At 69.1% G+C, this 23035-nt stretch carries 26 protein-coding genes; 12 read left to right on the forward strand and 14 right to left on the reverse strand.

Features of this window, described 5'->3' with window-relative positions; all coding sequences use genetic code 11:
* The 6 genes from urtB to HZS54_RS05650 all read left to right on the forward strand — a co-directional run bounded on the left by urtB (window position 1) and on the right by HZS54_RS05650 (window position 5966).
* A complete protein-coding gene (urtB, locus tag HZS54_RS05625; RefSeq protein ID WP_179920960.1) occupies window positions 1-951 on the forward strand; it encodes an urea ABC transporter, permease protein UrtB in 951 nt (316 codons plus the stop codon).
* Entirely contained in the window at window positions 941-2083 is a 1143-nt protein-coding gene (locus HZS54_RS05630) for an ABC transporter permease subunit (protein WP_179920961.1), read from the forward strand. Before urtB ends, HZS54_RS05630 begins: the two co-directional genes overlap by 11 nt.
* Window positions 2080-2883 (forward strand): ABC transporter ATP-binding protein, encoded by an 804-nt coding sequence (locus tag HZS54_RS05635; RefSeq protein ID WP_179920962.1) that lies wholly within the window; start codon window positions 2080-2082, stop codon window positions 2881-2883. Before HZS54_RS05630 ends, HZS54_RS05635 begins: the two co-directional genes overlap by 4 nt.
* Complete coding sequence (locus tag HZS54_RS05640) at window positions 2880-3581, forward strand: ABC transporter ATP-binding protein (RefSeq protein ID WP_179920963.1); 702 nt, start codon at window positions 2880-2882, stop codon at window positions 3579-3581. Before HZS54_RS05635 ends, HZS54_RS05640 begins: the two co-directional genes overlap by 4 nt.
* Before the next feature lie 135 nt (window positions 3582-3716).
* Window positions 3717-3938, forward strand: a complete 222-nt coding sequence (locus HZS54_RS05645; protein ID WP_179917551.1) for a DUF8106 domain-containing protein — start codon at window positions 3717-3719, stop codon at window positions 3936-3938.
* A gap of 102 nt (window positions 3939-4040) precedes the next feature.
* The gene (locus HZS54_RS05650; RefSeq protein ID WP_179920964.1) at window positions 4041-5966 is read left to right on the forward strand and encodes a PINc/VapC family ATPase; all 1926 of its coding nucleotides are present in this window, start codon (window positions 4041-4043) and stop codon (window positions 5964-5966) included.
* A 906-nt stretch (window positions 5967-6872) separates the two neighbouring features.
* On the opposite strand, the gene HZS54_RS05655 is transcribed toward HZS54_RS05650, so the two are convergent.
* A complete protein-coding gene (locus HZS54_RS05655; RefSeq protein ID WP_179920965.1) occupies window positions 6873-7145 on the reverse strand; it encodes a MarR family transcriptional regulator in 273 nt (90 codons plus the stop codon).
* A gap of 215 nt (window positions 7146-7360) precedes the next feature.
* On the opposite strand from HZS54_RS05655, the gene HZS54_RS05660 reads away from it, so the two are divergent.
* Complete coding sequence (locus HZS54_RS05660; RefSeq protein WP_179920966.1) at window positions 7361-7663, forward strand: EMC6-like membrane protein; 303 nt, start codon at window positions 7361-7363, stop codon at window positions 7661-7663.
* A gap of 2 nt (window positions 7664-7665) precedes the next feature.
* Window positions 7666-9498 carry a ribosome biogenesis/translation initiation ATPase RLI gene (locus tag HZS54_RS05665; RefSeq protein WP_179920967.1) on the forward strand — a complete coding sequence of 611 codons (1833 nt, stop codon included), beginning with the start codon at window positions 7666-7668 and terminating at the stop codon, window positions 9496-9498.
* Window positions 9499-9553: 55 nt separating this feature from the next.
* On the opposite strand, the gene HZS54_RS05670 is transcribed toward HZS54_RS05665, so the two are convergent.
* Complete coding sequence (locus tag HZS54_RS05670; RefSeq protein WP_179920968.1) at window positions 9554-9829, reverse strand: hypothetical protein; 276 nt, start codon at window positions 9827-9829, stop codon at window positions 9554-9556.
* Between the two features lie 280 nt (window positions 9830-10109).
* On the opposite strand from HZS54_RS05670, the gene HZS54_RS05675 reads away from it, so the two are divergent.
* Window positions 10110-11102 (forward strand): beta propeller repeat protein, encoded by a 993-nt coding sequence (locus tag HZS54_RS05675; protein ID WP_179920969.1) that lies wholly within the window; start codon window positions 10110-10112, stop codon window positions 11100-11102.
* A gap of 3 nt (window positions 11103-11105) precedes the next feature.
* Here HZS54_RS05675 and HZS54_RS05680 read toward each other — a convergent pair whose 3' ends face one another.
* The 3 genes from HZS54_RS05680 to HZS54_RS05690 form a co-directional block, all read right to left on the reverse strand.
* On the reverse strand, window positions 11106-12233 hold the full coding sequence (locus HZS54_RS05680) for an ATP-binding protein (protein ID WP_179920970.1): 1128 nt from the start codon (window positions 12231-12233) through the stop codon (window positions 11106-11108).
* Window positions 12234-12422: 189 nt separating this feature from the next.
* Window positions 12423-12620, reverse strand: coding sequence for a hypothetical protein (locus HZS54_RS05685; RefSeq protein WP_179920971.1), 198 nt, complete (start codon window positions 12618-12620; stop codon window positions 12423-12425).
* A 116-nt stretch (window positions 12621-12736) separates the two neighbouring features.
* Entirely contained in the window at window positions 12737-13258 is a 522-nt protein-coding gene (locus tag HZS54_RS05690; RefSeq protein WP_135366179.1) for an archaemetzincin family Zn-dependent metalloprotease, read from the reverse strand.
* A gap of 40 nt (window positions 13259-13298) precedes the next feature.
* Between HZS54_RS05690 and HZS54_RS05695 the strand changes: the two genes are divergently transcribed.
* Window positions 13299-13688: a UPF0146 family protein gene (locus HZS54_RS05695; RefSeq protein ID WP_179920972.1), complete on the forward strand. Its 390-nt coding sequence runs from the start codon at window positions 13299-13301 to the stop codon at window positions 13686-13688.
* A gap of 82 nt (window positions 13689-13770) precedes the next feature.
* On the opposite strand, the gene rnhB is transcribed toward HZS54_RS05695, so the two are convergent.
* Window positions 13771-14529 (reverse strand): ribonuclease HII, encoded by a 759-nt coding sequence (rnhB, locus tag HZS54_RS05700; RefSeq protein ID WP_179920973.1) that lies wholly within the window; start codon window positions 14527-14529, stop codon window positions 13771-13773.
* A gap of 263 nt (window positions 14530-14792) precedes the next feature.
* Here rnhB and HZS54_RS05705 point away from each other — a divergent pair, with 263 nt between their 5' ends.
* Window positions 14793-15197 (forward strand): ArsR/SmtB family transcription factor, encoded by a 405-nt coding sequence (locus HZS54_RS05705; protein ID WP_179920974.1) that lies wholly within the window; start codon window positions 14793-14795, stop codon window positions 15195-15197.
* Window position 15198: 1 nt separating this feature from the next.
* On the opposite strand, the gene HZS54_RS05710 is transcribed toward HZS54_RS05705, so the two are convergent.
* The 8 genes from HZS54_RS05710 to HZS54_RS05745 form a co-directional block, all read right to left on the reverse strand.
* Entirely contained in the window at window positions 15199-16215 is a 1017-nt protein-coding gene (locus HZS54_RS05710) for a GDSL-type esterase/lipase family protein (RefSeq protein WP_179920975.1), read from the reverse strand.
* A gap of 67 nt (window positions 16216-16282) precedes the next feature.
* A complete protein-coding gene (locus tag HZS54_RS05715) occupies window positions 16283-17707 on the reverse strand; it encodes a tRNA pseudouridine(54/55) synthase Pus10 (protein WP_179920976.1) in 1425 nt (474 codons plus the stop codon).
* A 69-nt stretch (window positions 17708-17776) separates the two neighbouring features.
* Window positions 17777-18211, reverse strand: coding sequence for an HVO_A0114 family putative DNA-binding protein (locus HZS54_RS05720; protein ID WP_179920977.1), 435 nt, complete (start codon window positions 18209-18211; stop codon window positions 17777-17779).
* Between the two features lie 15 nt (window positions 18212-18226).
* Window positions 18227-18565 carry a toxin-antitoxin system TumE family protein gene (locus tag HZS54_RS05725; RefSeq protein WP_179920978.1) on the reverse strand — a complete coding sequence of 113 codons (339 nt, stop codon included), beginning with the start codon at window positions 18563-18565 and terminating at the stop codon, window positions 18227-18229.
* A gap of 86 nt (window positions 18566-18651) precedes the next feature.
* The gene (locus tag HZS54_RS05730) at window positions 18652-19011 is read right to left on the reverse strand and encodes a type II toxin-antitoxin system PemK/MazF family toxin (protein WP_179920979.1); all 360 of its coding nucleotides are present in this window, start codon (window positions 19009-19011) and stop codon (window positions 18652-18654) included.
* A 3-nt stretch (window positions 19012-19014) separates the two neighbouring features.
* Window positions 19015-19281, reverse strand: coding sequence for an AbrB/MazE/SpoVT family DNA-binding domain-containing protein (locus HZS54_RS05735; protein WP_179920980.1), 267 nt, complete (start codon window positions 19279-19281; stop codon window positions 19015-19017).
* A gap of 145 nt (window positions 19282-19426) precedes the next feature.
* Window positions 19427-20368, reverse strand: a complete 942-nt coding sequence (locus HZS54_RS05740) for a hypothetical protein (protein ID WP_179920981.1) — start codon at window positions 20366-20368, stop codon at window positions 19427-19429.
* A gap of 314 nt (window positions 20369-20682) precedes the next feature.
* A complete protein-coding gene (locus tag HZS54_RS05745; protein ID WP_179920982.1) occupies window positions 20683-21801 on the reverse strand; it encodes a mechanosensitive ion channel family protein in 1119 nt (372 codons plus the stop codon).
* A 161-nt stretch (window positions 21802-21962) separates the two neighbouring features.
* Here HZS54_RS05745 and HZS54_RS05750 point away from each other — a divergent pair, with 161 nt between their 5' ends.
* Window positions 21963-22805: an undecaprenyl-diphosphate phosphatase gene (locus tag HZS54_RS05750; protein ID WP_179922944.1), complete on the forward strand. Its 843-nt coding sequence runs from the start codon at window positions 21963-21965 to the stop codon at window positions 22803-22805.
* Window positions 22806-23035: the final 230 nt, after the last annotated feature.

The following is a 23035-nucleotide window of genomic DNA, read 5'->3' on the forward strand; positions in this document are numbered from 1 at the left end:
ATGGTCAACGGCCTGAACCTCGCGTTCCAGTTCCTCGATAGCTTCGCGTTCGTCGTGCTCGCGGCGGCGGGGTTGGCCGTCATCTTCGGGATCATGGGCGTCATCAACCTCGCGCACGGGGAGTTCATCCTCTTCGGCGCGTACGCGACGACCAAGTCGGTCACCGACCTGGGATTGCCCCTGCCGGCCGCGATGGTCGTCGGATCGCTGCTGACGGCCGGCTTCGGCGTGATCGTCGAGCGGACGATCATCTCCGGGTTCGTCCCCAACTGGATCGGCCAGCGGACGGTCGGCCGTGACCTGATCGAACCGCTGTACGACCGGCTGGCCGATTCGATGGTCGCCACCTTCGGCCTGAGCCTCGTCATGGTCCAGAGCGCCCGGATCCTGTTCGGGAACTCCATCGACACGGTGGGGACGCCGTTCGGCAACGTCGCCTACGGCGAGTTCTCATACTCGACCTACCGGCTCGTGCTGGCGGGCGTCGCCATCGGCGTCCTCGTCGCGGCGTACTACCTGTTCACGCGCACGACGTTCGGCACGCGCGTCCGGGCGACCATGCAGGACGAACAGACCGCGAAGGCGCTGGGTATCGACACCGGGCGAACGTACATGCTCACCTTCGGGATCGGCTCCGGGCTGGCCGGTCTGACGGGCGCGCTGTTCGCGCCGGTCCTGTCGATGCAGCCGACGCTGGGCGACCAGTTCCTCATCGAGGCGTTCGTCGCGGTCGTCGTCGGCGGCCCCAGCGTCGTGCTCGGGACGGCGCTGTCCGGCGGCGTCCTCGGCGCCGTCAGCGCGACGGTGACGAACCTGACCGACTCGACGACGTTCGGCCGGATCGCCCTGCTGATCGCGGCGATACTGGCGCTTCGGTTCCTCCCCGGCGGGATCACCGGGCTCATCGAGCGGGTTCGCGCCCGCCGACAGGAGGCGACCGATGGCGACTGAATCGTCCGGACCCGTCGGAACCGACCGCGGCGCGCTCGCGCGGATCCGCGGCCGGCTGGAGGGGCCGAACACGATCGGTAACTCGCGGGGCTTCTGGCTCGGCTTCGCCGTCGCCGTCCTCGCGCTGGCTGCGTTCCCGGTCGTCGGCAGCGGCGAGTCGTTCTCGCTGTTCCTCGTGCTCGCGCTGCTGGGCCTGTCGCTGTCGCTCGTCTGGGGCTACTCGGGCGTGCTTAGCTTCGGGCAGGTCGTCTTCTTCGGCGTCGGCGGCTACACCTTCGGCGTCGTCTCGATCAACTTCCCCGACCCGACGGGGATCACCGCGGCCGCCGTCGCCGGCGTCGTCGGCGGCGGCGTCACGGCCGCGCTGCTGGGCTACTTCATGTTCTACGGCGGCGTCAGGGACGTCTACGTCACCATCATCACGCTCGTCACGACGATGGCGATGCACACGTTCATGGCCCAGACCGCCGGGTCGGCGTGGACCATCGGTGAGGCGCCGCTGGGCGGGTTCAACGGCATGCCCGGCATCCCGCTGCTCGAACTCGGGATCACGGGCGTCGGCTCGTTCCAGTTCGTCTACAACGAGATGTCGTTCCTCGGGCTGTTCGCGTTCGACCCGTTCTACTACCTCGCGCTCGCGCTGTTGCTCGCGACGTACCTCGGCCTGCGTGTGCTGGTCAACTCCGACTTCGGCCGCGTGATGGTCGCCGTCCGCGAGGACCAGGACCGGACGCAGATGTTCGGCTACGACGTCAAGCGGATCAAACTGCTGACGTTCACTCTCGGCGGCGCGCTCGCGGCGCTGTCGGGCGTGCTCTACGCCGCGCGCAACGTCTACATCAGCCCGCCGGTGTTCGCGCTGTGGTTCGCGACGCTGCCCGTCATCTGGGTGAGCGTCGGCGGCCGCAAGAGCCTGCTCGGCGCCGTCATCGCCACGATCGCCATCGAGTACTTCCGCCTCTCGGTGCAGGGCGAGATGGCCCTGGTCGTCCTCGGCGCCATGCTGCTCGTCTTCATCCTCGCGCTGCCCGGCGGGATCGTCCCGTGGGTCGCCGGCAAGCTCTCGGAGAGCGCCGTCCCCGTCTCGGAGCTTGACGACGCCGACGCGCCCGGGGAGGTGAGCGAGTCGTGAGCAGCGAGACGCCGGCCAACGACCCCGCCTCCGACCCGAACGTCCGCGAGACGCCCGCCGGCAAGGCCACGGGCGACCGCACTGACACGCTCCTGCAGACCGACGACCTCGTCAAGCGCTTCGGCGGGTTCACCGCGACCGACTCCGTCGACTTCTCCGTCGACGAGGGCGAACTCCGGTGTCTCATCGGTCCCAACGGCGCCGGCAAGTCCACCCTGCTGAAACTGATCGTCGGGACGCTCGACCCCACCGCGGGGCACGTCTACTACGACGGCCAGGAGATCACGGACATGGAACCCAACGAGCGCGTCCGCAGCGGGATCAGCATGAAGTTCCAGGTCCCGTCGGTGTACGGCGAGCTCTCGGTCCGCGAGAACGCGCGCCTGCCCGTCCAGCAGTTCGCCGACGGGGCCGAGCGCCGCCGTCGCGTCGACGAGGCCATCGAGAACGCCGGCCTCGCCGGCTACGAGGACGTACAGGCCAGCACGCTGTCGCACGGTCAGCAACAGCAGCTGGAGATCGGCATGGCCGCCTCGCTCGAACCGGATCTCCTCCTGCTGGACGAGCCGGTCGCCGGCCTCTCGGTCGACGAGCGGACGGAGATCGCCGAGCGGATCCGCCGGCTCAACCGCGAGGAGGGCATCGCCTTCATCGTCATCGAACACGACACGGACTTCGTCGGCGAGATCGCCGACTCGGTGACGGTGTTGCACCGCGGCGACGTGTTCCGCGAGGGCTCGATCGAGGAGATCGAGGACGACCCGGAGGTCCGCCGCATCTACCTGGGGGGCGAACAGTGACGCTCCTCGAACTCTCGGACGTGACCGTCGGCTACGACGCGCCGGTCCTCCGGGACGTGGATCTGTCGGTCGAAGAGGGCGAGATCGTCGGCGTCGTCGGCAAGAACGGCGTCGGCAAGACCACGCTGATGAAGACCGTCGTCGGCCTCCTCGAACCCGATTCGGGGACCGTCACCTACGACGGGAGCTACGTGACCGGCCTGTCTGCGGACGAGCGCGCCCGCGCCGGGATGGGCTACATCCCGCAGGGCCGGGACATCTTCCCCGGGCTCACCGTCGAGCAGAACCTCAAGATGGGCGAGCACGTCAACGCCGGCAGCTCGGAGACGCTGTACGACGAGGTGTACGACCTGTTCCCCGTCCTCGAGGAGCGGGCCGACCAGGACGGCGAGACGCTCTCGGGCGGCCAGCAGCAGATGCTCGCCATCGCGCGGGCGCTGGTCGCCGACCCCGACCTCCTCCTGCTCGACGAGCCCAGCGAGGGCGTCCAGCCCTCCATCGTCGACCAGATCAGCGAGGACATGCGCGCCATCAACGAGGAACTCGGCACGACGATCCTCTTCGTCGAGCAGAACCTCGGCGTCATCCGCTCGATGGCCGACCGCTGTTACGCCATGGAGCGCGGCGAGATCGTCGACGAACTCGGCGCGGAGGCGCTGTCCGACGAGGACACGATCGCGAGTTACCTCGCGGTCTGACTCCCCGTCGGCGAACCGGCGCCCGCGGCCGCGTTCGACCGCGAGTGTGCGACGCATTTCCACGCGTTCGCGGACTCTACCGAATGATAATGGGCAAAAGGGGTTTTCCGTATTCGGTTCCTACCGCCGGGTACGATGAGCGTACACGCAGCCGCCACGCCCGACCGAGACCCGCCCCCGAAAGCGACGTTGTTCTGCCCCGACTGCGGCCACGAGAGCCCGCCGACCGGCGATTGGACCGTCCGTCGGGCCGAGACGGATTCGGACCTGACGAGCGCCGGCGCCGTGCTCCGGTGTCCCGACTGCGAGCGGACGGTCGCGACCCGCGGCCGGTCGGAACTCCCGCAGGTCGTCTGACCGGCCGCGAGGGTTCTCTCCCCGCCGACGGCCGGTCGGCGACTGCCGGCCGGCCACCCCGGCATCACGGGCCTTATCACGACGGGCGGCCGTAGCCACGGTATGAACATCGTTCCGGACACGAGCGTGGTCATCGACGGCCGCGTGTCCGAGCAGATCGAGGCCGACGCCGACCCCGACTCGGAGGCGGTCGGCGAGGGATTCGCCGGGTCGACCGTCTACGTCCCCGAGGCGGTCGTGGGCGAACTCGAAGCCCAGGCCAACGACGGCCGCGAGAGCGGCTGGGACGGACTCGGGGAGCTCCAGCGGCTGGCCGAACTCCACGACGACGGCACCGTCACCGTCGAGTACGTCGGCCGCCGCCCCGCCGAGGTCGAACAGCGCGAGGCCGGCGAGGGGAAGATCGACGCGATCATCCGCGACCTCGCGGAAGAACACGACGCGACGCTGGTCACCAGCGACGTGGTCCAGAGCGAGGTCGCGAAGGCCAAGGGCCTCGACGTGGTCTACCTCGAACCGCGGGGACGCGACACGGAATCGCTCGACATCGAGCAGTTCTTCGACGAGACGACGATGAGTCTCCACCTCAAGGTGGGCGTCGCGCCGATGGCCAAGCGCGGCGAGATCGGCGACATGCACTACGAGCAGATCCGCGAGGAGGTCTCGACGGAGACCGACCTCAAGGAGTGGGCCCAGGACATCGAGAACTCCGCCCGCGCCAGCGCCGAGGGGTTCGTCGAACTCGACGAACCGGGCATGACCATCGTCCAGTTCGGCCAGTACCGCATCGCCATCGCGCGACCGCCCTTCGCGGACAAACTGGAGATCACGGCCGTCCGCCCCATCGTCAAGACCGACCTCGACGACTACGAGCACGCCGACGAACTGCGCGAGCGCCTGCTCGAACACCAGCGCGGCGTCCTCATCTCCGGCGCGCCCGGCGCCGGGAAGTCCACCTTCGCCCAGGCCGTCGCGGAGTTCCTCGCCGATTCGGACTTCGCCGTCAAGACGATGGAGAAACCGCGCGACCTGCAGGTCGGCGACAACATCACCCAGTACACCGAGCTCGGCGGGTCGATGGCTAAGACCGCCGACTCGCTGCTGATGGTCCGGCCGGACTACACCATCTACGACGAGGTGCGCAAGACCGACGACTTCGAGGTGTTCGCGGACATGCGACTCGCGGGCGTCGGCATGGTCGGCGTCGTCCACGCGACACGGGCCATCGACGCGCTCCAGCGCCTCGTCGGCCGCGTCGAACTCGGGATGATCCCGCAGGTCGTCGACACCGTCGTCTACATCGACGCCGGCGAGGTCGACACCGTCTACGACGTGACCACCGAGGTCAAGGTCCCCGAGGGGCTGATGGAGGAGGACCTGGCGCGCCCGGTCATCATGATCCGCGACTTCGAGACGGGCCAGCCGGCCTACGAGATCTACACGTTCAACCGCCAGGTCGTCACCGTTCCCCTCGGCGAGAACGCCAACGAGGGCGGCGCCGCCGCCGAGAGCGGCACCGAGCGCATCGCCAAGCAGGAGGTCGAACGGGAGATCCGGTCGATCGCCCACGGCCACGTCGAGGTGGAGATCAAGAACCCCAACACCGCCGTGGTGTACGTCGACGACGACGACATCTCCGCGGTCATCGGCAAGGGCGGCGGCCGCATCACCGACGTGGAGAACCGCTTAGGTATCGACATCGACGTGCGGACCTTCAGCGAGCGCCCCGAGGGCGCCTCCTCCGGCGGTCCCGGTGGAAGCGGCGGCGGTGGCGGCGGGTCCGGCAGTGGCGGCGGGGGCGGCTCGGGCGGCGAGATCGTCACCCCTGAGATCACCTCGCGACACGTCCTCATCCCGATGGACGGCTACGAGGGCGACACCGTCGAGGTCCAGGCCGACGGCGAGTACCTCTTCACCGCCACCGTCTCCCGTGGCGGCGAGGTGCAGGTCTCGCGGGGCTCGGCCATCGCCGAGGAGCTAGAGCAGGCCATCGACCGCGGGAAGACGATCACCGTCAGCCCGTCGTAACCGAGTTGTGTTTCGGTGGTCACGGGAGTGTGCGAGTTGAGTAGTTGTTTCTGGCTGTTCTCGTTTGGAAGGAAGTCTGATGAACCTGACCGCACTCGTCAGCAGGCGATGAAAGCCCTCGCCGCGCTCGCTAGCCGGAGTCGCGACCGCACTCGACGGTGAATGATGAAAGCCCTCGGCGCGGTCGCTGAGCGGGATATCCGCGCTCTCCGCACCGCCCGCGCGGATAGTTGCCCGCTCAGACGACTACGGGCGCGAGCGGGCCTCGCCCTTTCAGTCCACCAGGACCGCACGGCACCGCACAGCGACCGCAGACGGCCACGAGCCACCCCAGCCGATTCGCTCCGTCACTCCGTTCCCCCGCTCATCCCTCGCGCGACTGTTTCGAGCGGCCCGCCAGGAGGCGGGCACGCTCGACAGCACGCGCCGACCGCACTGCAACCACAACACCCTGTAGGTAGCATCCGGCGCCGGAGGCGCCGGTTCACCGGCTGCGCGGGAGCGGAGCGACCAGCGCAGCCGGCCTTTTTCACCCATGTTTTTTGCCGGGGGTCGAGGTGCGAGCCCACCGGCTCGCGCCGACGCCCCCGGCAAAAAAGATGGCTGTACTGACCGTTCGATCGACCGGTCTCGTGGGGACGCCGGTGGTGGCAAAAGACTCACCGGTCACCTCGGTGACCGTTCGCTGTGTCACTGGTCGACCGCGAGGCGCGACTGCGAGCGCAGCTCGCCGCGGCGACGCCCGACCGGGAAGCCGTGGTGGTCGGGAGCTTCGCGGGCTTCCGCGCGTTTCTCGCCGGGTTCGCCGCGAGGGTCGCGACTGGTCCCGTCGGTCGCGGGTCGGCCCGCGCGGAGCGTCGTAGCGAGAGGGGTGTCGAGAGCGGGGTCGAGAGAGCGAAAAGGGGCTCAGTCGGCGGAGGCGGCGGCCTCGCAGTCGCCGTCGCAGTCGGGCTTGTCGATCTCGTAGAGATTCTGACGGGCGTCGGCGAAGTAGACGTCCTCCTCGACGACGCCGATGTCTTCGAGGCGTTCGAGGGCGTAGCGGACGGTCCGCGCCGAAAGCATCGACTCCTCGACGATCCCCTTCTGGGTGAGCGGACCGTCGTACTCCAGTACTTTGAAGACGAGTTTCGCGCTCGGCGGCAGGTCGCTGAGGTCGTCCCCGTCTGTCTCGGGCATCGATAGATGGGTAGGGCGCGTCTACAATAAAGATTGACACTGGCGACAGCCAAGACGCCACAGTACCGCCGGAATGCGGTCGAATACGGCGGGGGCTCGGTCGCGGGGTGGTCGCGAGAGCGCGCGGCGTGGGAGCGGGAGTGCGCGCCGACCGCGGGTCGGCCGCCGGGGGCAGGAACGAACGGCTTTTGGGGCCGCGTGGCCGAGACGAACGTATGGCTACCGAAACCGCCGAGGGGTGGGACGACCACCTGCGGGGGCTGACGGTGACGACGCTCGCCTCCGTGCTGGGGATCGGCGCCGGCGTGGCCGCCCAGGCGCTGGCTACCGGCCCGAACGACCGGCTGGGCCTGTACCTGCTCGGTGCGGCGGTGCTCGTCCAGATCCCCGTCTACATGGCGATCGGCATCGACGTGGACGACTTCGGCCCCAAGGAGTACCTCTACATCGCCTTCATCACCTTCTCGCTGTGGTTCGTCTCCTGGGGCATCCTCATGACCGCGGGGACCTCCCTGTAGCGATGGCGGACGATTCGATCGCGGTCGTGGACCTCGACAGATGTCAGCCCGACCGCTGTAACTACGAGTGCGCGAACTTCTGCCCGCCGAACCGCTCGGGCAAGGAGTGCATCGTCACGCGCGAGGAGCGCTTCGAGGAGGGCGACCCCTTCGAGGGCGACCCCGACCAGATCCACATCTCCGAGGAGATCTGCCTCGGCGAATCCTGTGGCATCTGCGTCAACAAGTGCCCCTTCGACGCCATCGAGATCATCAACCTCCCGCAGGAACTCGACGACGAGCCCGTCCACCGCTACGGCGAGAACGCCTTCGCCCTCTACGGCCTGCCCGCCCCGCAGGAGGGGCAGGTCACCGGCATCCTCGGCCCGAACGGCATCGGGAAGACCACCGCCGTCCGCATCCTCGCCGACGAGATGGCCCCGAATCTCGGCCAGGTGTCCGGCGACCCGCCGGCCTGGGAGTCGATCATGGACGAGTACCGCGGGACGGAACTGCAGACCTACCTCGAAGAACTCCGTCAGGGCGACGTGACCGTCGCGCGCAAACCGCAGTACGTCGACCAGATCCCCGACCAGTTCGACGGGACCACGCGCGAGCTCCTCGAACGGACCGACGAACGGGGCGCGCTCGACGAGCTGATCGACCGGGTCGGCATCCGTCCGGTCGTCGACCAGGACATCGACACGCTCTCGGGCGGCGAACTCCAGCGAGTCGCGCTCGTGGCGTGTCTCGCCCGCGACGCCGACTTCTACTTCCTCGACGAGCTCACCCCGTATCTCGACATCGGCCAGCGGATGACCGCCGCGCGACTGGTGCGCGAACTCGCCGACGAGGGCGGCCGCTCGATGCTCGTCGTCGAACACGACCTGGCGATTCTGGACCTGCTCGCCGACACCATCCACGTCGCCTACGGGTCCTCGGGCGCGTTCGGCGTCATCACGAGCCCCAAATCGACCAAGAACGGCATCAACGAGTACCTCGGCGGCTACCTAGAGAACGAGAACATGCGGGTCCGCCAGGAGTCCATCCAGTTCGAGGAACACGCCCCGCGCACCACCGCCGAGGGCGAGGTCGTCGTCGAGTACCCCGACCTCACCAAGTCCTACGGCGACGGCGAGTTCTCGCTGGAAGTCGAGGGCGGCGAGATCCAGGAGAATGAGGTGCTGGGCGTCGTCGGCCCGAACGGCATCGGGAAGTCGACGTTCGCCCAGATGCTCGCCGGCCGGCTGGAACCCGACGAGGGCGAGGTCGACGCGCAGCTGGACATCGCCTACAAGCCCCAGTACGTCGAGATCGACCAGCCGATGCGCGTCGACGCGTTCCTCTCCTCTATCACCGACGACTTCGGCACCTCCTACTGGAACACGGAGATCGCCGACCCCCTGCAACTGGACCGCATCATGGAGCAGGACCTCACCGATCTGTCCGGGGGCGAACGCCAGCGGGTCGCCATCGCGGCCTGCCTCTCGGAGGACGCCGACCTGTACCTGCTCGACGAGCCCTCGGCCCACCTCGACGTGGAACAGCGGGTCCGGGCCACCTCGGCCATCCGCCGCTACGCCGAGAACCACGACGCCACAGCCCTCGTGATCGACCACGACATCTACATGATCGACCTGCTGGCCGACCGCCTGCTCGTCTTCGACGGCGAACCGGCCGCACACGGTTACGCCTCGCCGCCCGTGGGCATGCGCGACGGCATGAACGAGTTCCTCGCGAACCTCGACATCACCTTCCGCCGCGACGAGCGTACCGGTCGCCCGCGGATCAACAAGCCCGGTTCACAGCTCGACCGCGAGCAGAAGTCGGCCGGCGAGTACTACTACTCGGACTGATACGGCGCGGCGACTCGGTCCGGGCCGAGCGGAGCGACTTCGCTCTCCGGTCGAGTCACGTTCCTGCCGAGCCGAGCACGCGCACCACGTAGCTCTGCCGCCAGACCAGCCAGCCGCCGAGACACACCGAGAGCAGGCCGAGGACGGTGAGGTCGACGGCGTCCCAGTGAGTCACCGCGAGCGCGCCGACGGCGGCGAGGCCGACGAGGAACAGCACCCACCCGGCGAAGAGGGCGTCGGCGAACGGGTCCGGGGCGAGCAGGGCGACGGCGAGTGCGCTCGACAGGCGAGCCGCCCGCTCGGGCGACGGGACGCCGACCGCGAGCGTCACGGGAGCGGAACACCCCGGCTGTCGTCGGTCGGTTCGAGGGCCGTCCTCGCGTTCGATGGGAGGGTCACATCGGATCGTTCGCCGGGCGGGGCCATCACGTCACCGGCGGTCGCCGGCGACGACCCCTGCCGCCCCCGTCGGTCCCGGTCGTGGGGCTCGATCGCGCGGCTCCGCAACGCCCGAGCCCCGGACCGCCGACGTTCGGTCGTCAAACTATCGAATCTGGTACAAAAACGACGTTCAGCGAGCGCTTTAGTGTCGTCCAGTCGTCCGATCACCCATGCTCCTCGCCGGCAGCGACGACGGCGTGTACCGGCTCCCCGACCTCGACGGCCCGGCCGAACGGACGGCCGAACGGACCCTCGCCAGCGGTCGCGTGATGCGCCTGCGGACGTTCGACGCCCTCGCTGGCGCGTTCGCGGCGACGACGACCGGTCTCTTCCACTCGCCCGACGGCGAGACCTGGGTCGATCTGGGCGTCCCGACCGAAGCGGTCTACAGTGTCGGTGCGCTCCCGGACGGCCGGCTCTACGCCGGCACCCGCCCGGCTCACGTCTACGTCGGCGAGTTCGAGTACGGCGCCGGCGCGGGCGAAACCGACGATGTCGGCCCGGCCGTCGAGTGGCGCGAGTGCGAGGGGTTCCGGGAACTCCCCTCACGCGAGGAGTGGCGACTCCCCCGCCACGACGACCTCGCGCAGGTGCGCGACGTCCATCACGACCCGGCCGACCCCGACCGGCTGGTCGCGGGCGTCGAAGTCGGGGGCGTCCACGTCAGCGACGACGGGGGTGAGACGTGGGTCGAGCGGCGGGGAGCCGACAGCGAGGGTGTGGACGACGACATCCACGAGTTGCACGTCGTCGGACCCGGAGAGTACGTCGCAGCGACGGGGTTCGGCCTGTTCCGGACGACCGACGCCGGCGAGTCGTGGACGCGGCTGGACGAGGGAGTCGACCAGCGCTACTTCCGGACGGCGTTCTCGCTGGACGGCGTCGGCTACGCCGGCGGCGCGCTCGCGAACTCCTCGACGTGGGACGACCCCGACGCCGACTCGGTCCTGCTGGCCGTCCGCGACGGGTCGGCCGAGCGGGTCGAGCCCCCGGCGGCCGACGAGACGGTCACCGGGACGACCGCCGTCGACGGCGATCTCGTCGTCGCGACCCACCGCGGGTCCGTCCTCGTCCGCCGCGAGGGCGAGTGGGTGCGGATCGGCGACCTACCGGTGCCCGGCGATCTGACGGGGCGGTACACGCCGCTGGCCCGACTGGCCTGACCGTCAGCCATCGACCGCCCGTCGCTCGGTCCGGCGCGAGCCGCTCTCCGTGCCGTCAACGGCGGGCAACTCGACGACGACGGTCGCGCCGTCGCCCGGGCCGACGCCGCCGTCGTCGGCGATCCGGAGGTCGCCGCCGTAGCGCTCGACGAGCGTCGCGGCGATCCGGAGCCCGCCGCCGTCGGCGCCGTCACCGCGGCGGTAGGCGCTGGGGCGCTCCTCGGGCGGGATCCCGGGTCCGTCGTCGCTGACGGTCAGCCGGACCGCGTCGTCGACGCGCTCGGCTTCGAGCGCGACGCGGGGGTCGTCGGCGTCGTTGTGCTCGACGGCGTTCTCGACGAGGTTGTCGACGACCGACCGGAGCCCGGCGTTGGCGACGACCGGCGCCCGCTCGGGGAGGTCGGTCGTGACGGTCGCGGCCGTGGTCGCGTCGACGCTCGCGGCCGCGTCGTCGGCGACCGCGGCCAGATCGACGGGCTCGTAGTCGGCCTCGCCGGCGACGGTCTTGGCCAGCGAGCCCGCGGTGTCGATGCGCTCGAAGGCCTCGTCGGTCTTCTCCCGGACGACCGTCGCGTGGTCGGCCACCGCGGCGTCGGCCGGCGCGTCAGCGTCCTCGATCTCCGCCGCGTAGGCGCGGATCACCTGCATGTCGTTGCGCAGGTCGTGTCTGATGAGGCCGTTGACGAACGCCAGCGCGTCGCTCGCCCGCTCGGCCCGGGTGGCGTCGGCGACGGCCCGCGCCCGGTAGTAGCCCGCGAGCGTCCCCGCCAGCCCGCCGAACGATGACGCGACCAGCAGCGTGAACGTCGGCTCCGTGACGACTCTGTCCTCCAGGAGCCGCACGGCGACGGTCAGTCCGACCGCGCTTGTGAAGACCACGACGCCGCCGAGACACCAGACGGCGACCACCCACCGGTACTCTGGGCTGAGGTCGGCGTCGGACAGACGGTACCCCGCGTACACCAGCCCGACCGCCGGGACCCCGTCGATCAGCAACGCCAACAGCGGCCCTCGAACCGAGCCGAGCGCCGCCGCTTCCCTCCCGTGATAGACGAGCGCCGTCGCCGCGAGTACGAACCCTACGACCCCGATCGCCAGCGGGCCCACACCCCACTGGCGGTCCGTGTCCATATTCATCGATTACGTCTACTCCTTTTTCAATCAGGTGCCTTACAGGCCGAGGACCGCACCGCTACGGGGAGATACGCCCGTTCCGAAACGCCCGTCCGAAACGTCCCGCGTCTTCGGATGTCACCGGGGCGGACCGCGCCGCCCCGAGAAGAGGGGGCCGTCGGGAGTCGATGCGACTGCGCTCACCCGTCAGTTCGCCGCGCCGTCGAGGTCCGCGTCGATGGCGCCGTCGAGGCCGTCGTCGCCCATCGCGTACTCGTCGTCTTCCGAGTCCGAGACCTTCTCGCCGTCTTCCTCCTGGGACTCCGTCACGGTATCGTCGCCGGTGACCGAGACGAACAGTTCGCCGAGTTCACGCGTGCGCTCGTGATTCTGGGATTCGCTCATCACCTCTGCTTCGCGGGGGCGCCGAATAGCGCTGGTGCCTAACCACGTTGGTATCTCGCCGAGCGGCCGAACAATGGTCGGTAGAAGCCGTCAAGAGCGGGTGCGGCGTGTGGCAGTCACATAACCTGGCGCTGACAGGTGCCGCAGAGCGCCTCGTCTTTGATGTCGACTTCGCGGACGGTGGGCGAGAAGCTCATGACGCAGCGTTTGTTGTCGCAGTGTTCCAGGCCCATGGTGTGGCCGATCTCGTGGATGACCTCCTTGCGGACGCGGTCGGAGAACACGTCCTCGTCGGAGCGACGCGAGATGCCGCCGTCGGAGGAGGTGTTGAGCCGGTACGTGGAGATGACCGACCCCTTGCCGTCGAGGTAGGCGAGCCCGAAGACGTAGTTGCGCCGGTGGTAGAACAGGTCCTTGGGGGTGATGGCGATGTTCTTGTCGCCGTCGCCCACGCGGGTAGCGAGCTTGATGAACGATTCCGCGCTGTACTGGTCGCGACTGCGGTCGTACGCGCCGGAGGGGATCGACTGCGTGTCGTGCATCGTCACGTCGCTCTCGTAGACGGCCCGGAGGCTCGCCGAGGCTTCGCGTTTCACCTCGGCGCGGACGTCGCCCACCGGCACGATGTCGACGTGCATACGGGGTGTTTATGCGGGCGGGCATGATAAACTCCCCGACGTGATCCCCGAGACGCTGGACGCACTCGTCGCCCGCTTCGCCGAGTTCGACGCCGCCGTCGAGGTCGGTATCGGTCGCCGGCCCGTCGTCGCCGACGCGCTCGCCGAGACCGGTACCGACGTGGTCGCCACCGACCGCCGGGTCCGGTCGGTCCCCGACGCCGTCCGGTTCGTCGTCGACGACGTGACCGACCCCGACCCGTCGGTGTACGCCGACGCCGACCTGGTCTACGCGCTGAACCTCCCGCCGGAGCTCCACCGCCAGACGCTGGCCGCCGCCCGCGAGGCCGACGCCGCGTTCATGTTCACGACCCTCGGCACCGACCAGCCGCTCGTCCCGACCGAACGCGAGACGCTGCCCGCCGAGACGCTGTTCGTCGCACGTGGGTGATCGTTTCTGGGCGAGTTGGCCCGGAAAACGGTCGCTCCGGCGGGGAGCGACGCGACCGGGGAAACACGGGCGGTAAACCGATCTAGAAGTCGTCGAGCGTCGTCCGCCGGAGGCCGCTGCCGTCGGAGCGGACTTCCGTCTCCTCCGCCGACTCCTCGACGGCGCGGCCGCCGTCGGGCTCGAACTCCCCCAGCGAGGACTGGGAGGCGGCGGCGAGCACGTCCGCGCTGGTCTGCCAGGACTCGCGGGCGCAGGCCGGCAGTTCCTCGTGGTCGGCGACGTAGGCTTCGAGGAAGTCGCGGGTCGTGTCGTCGCCGGGGTAGCCGCTGCCCACGTCGCCGTACTCCTCGGCGAGCGCCTCGACGTGGGCGTCGCGGGCCACCTTGGCGACGATGCTGGCGGCGCCGACCACCGCGTAGGTCTCGTCGGCGCCGTGCTCGGCGCGGGCGTCGACGGGGGCCTCGGCGGCGTCCTCGACGCGCCGCTCGAAGCGGACGGCGTTGGTGTCGCCGGCGTCGACGTACCCCTCCAGAGGGTCCTCGTCGGTCGGCGTCGCCCCGACCGCGTCGGCCAGCGCGTCGACGGCCTCGGCGTGGGCGGCGACGGTCAGCGAGTTCATGTCCGTCTCCTCGTCGTCGATGCGCTCGACGGTGATCTCGGCGACGCCGACCGCTCCGACCTCGCGGATCGTCGCGGCGAGTTCCGCGCGGCGCTCGGGCGCGATTCCCTTCGAGTCGCCGACGTCGTCGGGCAGATCGGCGGGGTCCACGGCGACCGCCGCCGCGAACATCGAGCCCAACACCGGCCCCTTGCCGGCCTCGTCGACGCCGAACTCGTGCATGGCGGCGGTTTGTGCCTGCTGGTATTTAAACCGTCGCGGTCCAGACGCCGCTCGTCTGACGCGCGTCTGCCGTCTCGGGGTCGCTTGCGGTCGTTCTACCCGTTCGAGTCGGGAAACCAGCGGGTTCAAACGGAGTCTTCGGCCTCAAAAGGCGGGTGGACGCGTTCGGGCGCGGCTGTTTATAAAAAGGTGGAATACTCAAAATAGGCAGACTCGCAAACCGATAAACCGTGTACAACCGAACGAAAGGACAGAGGCGATCGATGCCACGGAGAATCGACGACACGATCGATGGTGGGCCGGACGATCCCGAGGATCTGCTCCCCGACCACAGTATCCTCTCGTTCGAGGAGTACATGGCGATGCAGCGTGCGATCGGGAACGGTACCAGGTTCAAGATCCTCTACCGGCTGAAACGCGACGGGCCGATGAGCGCCAAGGAACTCACCGAGAGCCTGGGGATCGACGGCAACAGTCTCCACTACCACCTGAACGAACTGGTCGATGTCGGTGTCGTCGAGAACAGGAAGGAGAACACACCGGACAGGGACGGGCTCTACTCCTACTACCGGGCGACGGCCATCGGTGAGGGACTCCTCGAACACGGGGTCGAAGCGCTGATGCGCCGTGAGCAGGTCTTCCGGGACGCCTACGGCCGCGACGAATGAATCACTCGACGCGCTCGTCGAGTTCCCGGGCCAGATTCCGGCCGATCTCCTCCATGCCGGCGTCGCCGGGGTGGAGGAGGTCGGCGCTGTAGCCGGACACGTCGGTCAGGTCGCGGCCTTCGATCACGGAGATATCGGGATGGTCGGTGTCGGCGACGATCTCCCGGAGCGTCGCGCGGTAGGCCTCGGCGCGCTCGGCGTCACCGTCCTCGATCACGTCGGGGTAGTACGGGAACAGCGTGATACAGGCGATCGGCTCGTCCGGGTGGGCTTCGGCGATGGTCTCGACGAACCCCCTGGCCTTCTCCTCGAACTCATCGACGGGGAACTCCTGGTTGGCCATGTTGATCGACAGCGCGAGCGTGGCCACGTCCCAGTCGTCGCGCTCGGCGATGTACTCGCCCATCGGGGCGTCGGCGTAGGCCGACCCCGAGCAGCCGAAGTTCAGCACGTCCCACTCCAGCGCGCGGGCGGTCCGCGAGACGTAGTTCAGATGGGTCGCCGACGAGGCGGCGCCCTCCGTGATCGAGGTGCCGTAGGCGAGATAGCGCGTGTCGGGCAACTCGTCGGGTTCGGGCGGCCGGCAGTCGCCGGTCACGTCGTGGACGGCGACCGCCGGGGTGCGCTCGAACAGGATCCGGCAGACGCGCGGGTCGAACCGGCCGTCGACCTCGGTGTCGAGTTTCCGCACCCGCTCGGGGACCGCGAGCGTGTGCGTCTCGGGTTCGGGGCCGATATCGGTCGGCTTCCAGGGCTGGAACGGGCCCCAGAACACGCGAAACCGGCCCGACTCCTCGGCCGAGAGCGTGACCTCGACCTCGGCGTCGTCGGTCTCGGGCACGAAGCGGAGTTCGCTCCCGGACGGCTCGCGGACGCGGCCGTCGGCCATCTCGTTCAGTCGCGAGGCCACGTCGGCGGGAAGTCGGTGCAGGCGGTCGCCGTCCTCGTCCCACTCGGCGGGCACAGTCTCGGAGACGTTGTGCAGCGACACCGAGGGGTACTCGTCGATCGTCGGCATTCGCACTCACTACTCGCACCCTCCCCCTTGGGTGCGTCGGTGTCGGCGGCTTCGGCCGCTTGCCCGGTCAGTCGCCGCCGTTCGCGCTCGCCGACTCCGCGTCCGGGTCGTCGCCACCGCCGCCGTCGCTCGCTTCGCTCCCGTCGTTCTCCCCGCCGTCCCCGCCCGCTTCGCCGTCGACTGCCTCCGCCGGTTCGTCGCGGAAGAACTCCTCGTCCGCGAACGGTTCGTCCTCGCCCTCGACGTTCAAGACGTCCAGCGCGGTCACCACGGCGTCGACATCGAGCAGGCCCGCGAGACTCGGCTCCGTGCGCCCCTCGTCGCTGGAGACGAGTTCCTTGACGTAGAGGCCGCCCTCGCCGTGGAGTTCGACGGTCGCCGTCCGCTCGTCGTCGAGTTCGCCCTCGATGTCGTAGACTTCGCGGGTCCGTTCGATGTCCGCGCGTCGGTGGTCGACCCGCTGGGGCGTGCGCTGCTCGACCGTCGCGCCCGCCAGTTCGTCCAGCGCCGCCTCGAAGTCCGCGGCGTCGACGGGCTCCTCGAACTCGACTTCCATTCGGTAGGTCTTGCTGGCGTCGAGCTCCTTGACGCGCTCGACCATCTCGTAGGTGGCCTGCCGGAGGTCGAGCACCTCGACCTTGCCGTCGGCGAACTCGTTGATCTCCGGTTCGAGCGCCGCGGCGTCGACGGTCCGCTGGCGGGGCTCGTCGATCTCGATGACGAACGGTCGGCCGCCCTCCAGCATCAGCGCGTCCACGTCCTCGCGGCCGGCGCCGTGGAAGGTGGCCGACTCGCCGTCCATCGCCTCCTCGACGACGGGCGCGGTGAGTTGCTCGACGCTCTCGTCGTAGCGATACCCCGAGCCGTCGCAGCCCTCGCAGATCTCTCCCCGGTTGAGGCCGGTGCCGTTGCAGTCGCTGCAGGGCCACTTCGTCTGGGGGATGTCCCGTTCGAGCTTGCGGTAGCGGCCGTAGACGAACGCGGAGTTGACCTGCGTGTCGACGGTGTCGTCGCCGAGATTCAGGGTGACCTGCACGTCCGGGCGCTGGAACTCGACCTCGCTGTCGGTCTCGCGGCCGAAGCGCTTGCCGACTTCCCTGTTGAGTTCGGTCTTGAGCGCCTCGCCGGCGTCGTCGTCGAGCCCCAGATCCTCCCGGAGCAGCGCGTCGTTCTCCTCGAACAGCGGGGGGACGCGCGTCCCGACCTGGAAGGTCTCGAAGTCGTACTCTTCGACGGCGTAGGCGGCGCGTTCGGCCCACTCCTGGGCGCGCTCCTCGGTGGATTCGCCCTCGCAGACCCAGCAGGGCTCGTCCGGTTCGAGGTCGGCGACGGGGCGGTCGTCGGCGAGCGCGACGGCGACGCGGAGGCTCCGGCCCCGCTCGCGGTTGGTGAGGCCGAAGCTCCGCTCGGCGACGAGCCGGCCGAGACAGGGGTCACAGAGCGGCCCCGTCTCGACGGCCCGCCGGGCCAGATCGAGAACGTCGTCGGTCATGGCAGTGAGTGGGCGACGGGCGCGTAATTCCCTTTCGACACGGGGCGACGAACCGACGTACCGCTCGTTCTACGACTTCGCGGCGGCGCGATCGGATCGATCGTCTCCGGTGAACGGGAGGCTGATCACGACCTCCTCGTAGGGGAAGACGGGTCGCTTGCTTCGCCCCTCGGATTCGAATCGGATGACTCCCAGGCGTTCGAGTTCGGTGAGTTCCTCGTGTACGTTCTTGCTGTCACGGTCGACGATCCGTGCGGTTTCACGGATGCTATCGGGGTTTCCCTCCGAGATCGCTTCGAGGAGTGCCATCGTCCGCGGGTTGAACGTCTCGAACAGCGCGTCGACGCTGGGGAACGAGAAGGTGTCCGGGTCCTCCAGTTCTTCTCCGCGTTGGAGCCGCTCGATCGCTTCTCGTCCTTCCTCGTAGAATTCGCCGTCGCTCTGGACGGTTACGAGCAGCGTGTTCGCGGTCGGAAACTCGTCGAATGCATCGGATACTGTCATCTTGTCACCTCGTGATTATGGATCTTCGCGTGGTTTCGGTATCTCGTCCCAGAACCGGACGTACAGTTCGACTATTCCCGGAAAGTCGATGGGACGGGGCTCCGGATCAGGGGCGACGTGCAGTTCGTGCCCTTTCGTGTCTTCGTGAGCGTTGTCGTAGCGACGGATCGTCCCGTCGTCGAGCGTTGGGACAGCCACGGCGCTCGGGTCTACTGCCCCGTAGTGGAGCGCATAGTGCCATCCCGACGGGTACGCCGTGGAGTCCGTTCGCCTGATCATGATTCGAACGTACGTCTCGTCCTCGTATCGCCGCTGGAGCGAGTGACCGTCCAGATCGTCGCCCGCGAGCGCCATCCTCGACTGTTGGTTGCCGGGCCATCGACTAATGTTTGATGGTTTTTGAACCAACATCACCTCCCACGGATCGCACCGACAACCTATCAGACTTCCCGGAGCCCCAGGCTGTACTCCAGCGCACTGTCGACCTCGTCGAGACGTTCGTCGGGTATCGACCCGATCACGTCGGTGACCCGTTGTTCGATCGATACCGTTCGGATCTGACTACACAGCGCGACCGAATCCTCGCCGAGCGCGCACTCCTCGGCGGGCACGAGCACTTCGAAGGGGTACAGCTGGTCGCCGAAGGAGGTCGTGAGCGGAACCACGATCGTCGTCGGGGCGTTCTCGTTCCCTACGTCGTTCTGGACGACCAGACACGGACGCGTCCCGCGCTGTTCGGACCCGCGTGTCGGGTCGAGTTCGACGATCGCGATATCCCCACGACGGACGTGCGTCCCCACCGTTCACCACTCGGGCGCGTCCCCGAGGTAGTCGTCGGCTTCACTGGACGTGTGTTCCATCTCCTCGGCGACCTCGCGAGTGCGCTCGGCGGTCGCTCGGTACCCCGCCGCGAGTTCCTCGCGCGTGACCGGCTTCTCGATGACGACTTTCCCGTCGGCCTCCCGGACGACGACCTCGTCGCCGCCCTCGATACCCAGCCGCTCACGGATCCCCTTCGGGAGTGTCACCTGCCCGCGTTCCCCGACCGTTCGCTCCTCTCCACTCGACATGCGCGATCATATCGTATTCGTATATTTGGGCGTTTCGCCAGTTGCGATATTCGAGACGGGCCGGGAGCGCCGACGGGCGCCGTCCCGATCCGTCCGTCGATCGGTGCGCTCGCTTCGCCCGTCGCTGTCGTCCCGTCGGCCGACGCTACGCCGGCGTCTCCTCGGGGGTGTCGGTCGGCGTGAGTTCGGGCGTCGAGGCGGGGGTGGCCGTCTCGATCGACAGCCGCTCCGTCTCGATCGATTCGATGGTCGCGCTCTCGACCGTGACGTTCTCGACGACTTCGACAGTGAGGTTCCCCGTGTCGGCGGGCGTCTCGGGCTCGGTTTCGGTGGGCGTGTCCGTCGCGGTCGCGGTCTCCGTCTCGGTCCCGGCCGGCGTCTCCGTCGGCGTCTCCGTGGCCGGCGCTTCGCTGGTGGCGAGCGTCCCCACCTCCATCTGTTCGATGTCGAGGTCGTCGACGGAGACGTTCTGCACCACGAGGTACGTGCCGGCCTCGTCCGTCTCGTCGTCCGCCGTCGGCGTCTCGGTCGCCTCGTCGCCGTCGGTCGGCGTCGCCGTCTCCTCGCCCGCGTCCGTGGGCGTCGCGGTCTCGTTGGCCTCGTCGTCGCCGTCGCCGCCGAACAGCCCGCGGATGAAGTCGACGATGCCGCCGATCACGCCGCCGCCCGCGCGCTCGTCGACGTCGAGCTGCTCGATCGTCACGTTGTCGACGTTCATCCGCTCGATCGTCGCGTTGGACACCGCTCCGACTTCGGAGTCGTTCGCGTCGGTGCTCGCGACCCCGGCGGCACTGATCCCGAGGCCCTCGGAAGAGGCGTTCTCCAGCGACAGCTCCTCGAAGGACACGTTCCGTAGCACGACGACGTCGTTCTCGACACCCAGCGTCTGGTTGACGTCGTCGAGACCGGTCTGGTTCGCCACCGCGAGCCGGTCGATCCTGAGCTCCTGGATGGTGACGTTGTCGACCGTCGCGTTGTCGAGTTCGAGCTCGTCCACCTGCGCGTTCGCGACCGTCACCGGCTGTGTCCCCTGCTGTGTCGCTTGGCTCGCACTGCCGGTGTCGCCGGCGACGACGAAGGCGGTCATCGGGGCCGATACGGCGATAGCGGTCGCTATCAGTACGGCTGTTGCTTTCCGTCTCATTCCGGCTGTACCTGCCAGTCGAGCGCCGATAAAGGGTCAGCGCCGTTTTCGCGGCAAACGCGACCGTACTCGGTCGCCCGAGTCGCTAGGACGGACCTGTCGGCGAGTCGGGTTACGGTACTCGCGCCCGCGCGCAGCGCCGCGGCGCTAACAGCACCTTTCCGCTGCGGCGACCCCCCCCCCTATCGCCCGCCCGGCCGCCCGTTCGACCCGTCGGGCTGAAAGCTCGTCTTACGGCCGTCCCAGGGGCCGTCCCGTCAGTCCGCGAATTCGGCGGATTCGTCCGACTGGACACGCGTGGGAGGCGTCTCCGCGCGACTGTCCCCGGCGTTCGGACGCTCCATCGTCACCACGCGCTGCGGGAAGGGGATCTCGATCCCCTCGTCGAGGAACGCCCGGTAGACGGCCTTGTTCAGGCGGTGGGTCGCTTGGCCGCGCAGGACCGGCGCGGGGATCCAGCAGAGCAACTCCACGTCGAGCGCCGAGTCGCCGAACCCCCGCACCCGGACGCGCGGTTCGGGCTCGTCGAGGACCACGTCCTCGGCGGCGGCCACGGCGAGGAGGGTGTCCTCGACGTGGTCGATGTCCGAGCCGTAGGCGACGCCGACGGCCACGCGGACGCGCCGCTCGCGCTCGGGCGAGGACTCGTTGATTATCGTCGCGGTGTTCAGCACGGAGTTCGGGACCGTGACGAGCAGGTCGTCGCGGGTTCGCAGGACGGTCGAACGGATGGAGATGTCCTCGACGCGGCCCCGCTCGCCGGATTCGAGGACGACGAAATCGCCGACCGCGTAGGTGCCGTCGGTGTACAGCGCGATCGACCCGAAGAGGTTCGCGATGGTATCCCGCGCCGCGAGGCCGACGACGATGCCGACGACGCCGGCCGACGCCAACAGCGGTGTCACGTCGACCGCCCAGTAGGTGAGCACGAGGAAGGCCGAAGCCCCGAGCAGCAGCGCCGACCAGACGTTCTGGAAGATCGGCGCCATGCGGTTGCCCAGCCGGTCGTCGCTGGTCAGCTCCTGGGAGACGCCGCGACCCAGACGGGCGAGCTGGACCGCCCAGACGACGGTGACGAGCGTCTGGAGCGTCGCGGTCGCGGGGTCGAGCCACGCCGGGTCGGTCGTCAGCAGCCTCGTCCCCAGATACCCGCCCGCGGCCAGGACGCTGACGTACAGCGCCGGGTGGACGCTCCGGAGGACGACGCGGTCCACGTCACCCGGGATCGTCCGCGTGAGCCGCCGGATGGCCGCGTCGCCGCCGACCTGGATCAGTCGCGCGGCCAACAGCGAGGCGCCGACGACGAGGACGACGCTCCCCCAGCGCGGCAGCGCCTGCAGGTCCGCCCACAGGTCGGTCGCCAGTTGCGTTTGCATGCGGCTCCTACGCGGTCAGCATTCATAACTATGCTGTCACCATCCGTGGCACGGGGTGGACGAGCGAGGGTCGAAGGCGACCCGGGCGCGCGGCCTCGGGGGGTTCGTTCCCGGAAACCCGAACGTCTTTACTCGCGAAGCACGCCCCTGCCGGCATGGATGTGCAGGCGACGCTGCTCGCGTTGCTGGTGGGCCTCGTGCAGGGCGTCCTGGAGTGGCTCCCCGTCTCCAGCGAGGGCGGCGTCGCGCTCGTCGTCGCGCTGCTGACGGGCGAGTCGGCGTTCGACGCGACGCAGTTCGCGCTGTTCCTGCACGCGGGGACGGCCGCCGCCGCGCTCGCCTTCTACCGCGACGAGACGACCGCGCTCCTCGAATCCACGCCGGCGTGGCGCCCCCGCGACGCCTTCGGCGCCGACCGCGCGGACCTGACGTTCTACGGGGTCGCGACGCTGGTCTCGGGCGTCGTCGGCCTCTCCATCTACGCCGCGCTCTCGGAGGCCGCCACGGAGCTGGCGGGCGGCGCGTTCGTCGCCGCCGTCGGCGTCCTGCTCGTGGGCACGGGGCTCGTCCAGCGGGCCGCCGACCGCTGGGGCCTGGGCGAGCGCGAGACGCCCGACGCCGTCGACGCCGTCGTCGTGGGGGTCTGCCAGGGGCTCGCCCTGCTCCCCGGCGTCTCGCGCTCGGGCACCACGGTGAGTGCCCTGCTCCTGCGCGGCCACGAGGGCGAGCGCGCGCTGCAACTGTCGTTCCTGCTGTCGATCCCGGCTTCGCTCGGCGCGGGCCTGCTCGTCGTCCTCGACGAGGGCGTGCCGACGATCCCGGTCCCCCAGGCGGTGCTGGCGCTGGGCGTGAGCGCCGTCGTCGGCTACGTCACCGTCGGCGCGCTGGTGGCGCTGGTCCGCCGGGTCGCCTTCTGGGGCGTCTGCGTCGGCTTCGGCGCGCTGGCGATCCTCGGCGGTGGGCTGCTCGTGGCCGCGGAGAACGGGTGGCTCGCGGTGCTGTAAGCCGTCGCTCGATTACGACACCCCTCGACCGTATCGTGACCGCCTGGAACCGATGTTCACCGTCGAACTGTCCGCTCAGGTTCCAATTCTGGGACTATTCGATAACTGAAAAACCTTCGGGCCAGTCGCTAGTTCGGAACACGAGCGCGTTTTTAACTGTCGAGGGACACGTGATCCCAGTCGCATGGGTGTATTCAGTCGCCTCAAAATCGGATTCGGCATGGCACGCC

It is taken from the genome of Halosimplex pelagicum (assembly GCF_013415905.1).
Lineage (GTDB): Archaea > Halobacteriota > Halobacteria > Halobacteriales > Haloarculaceae > Halosimplex > Halosimplex pelagicum.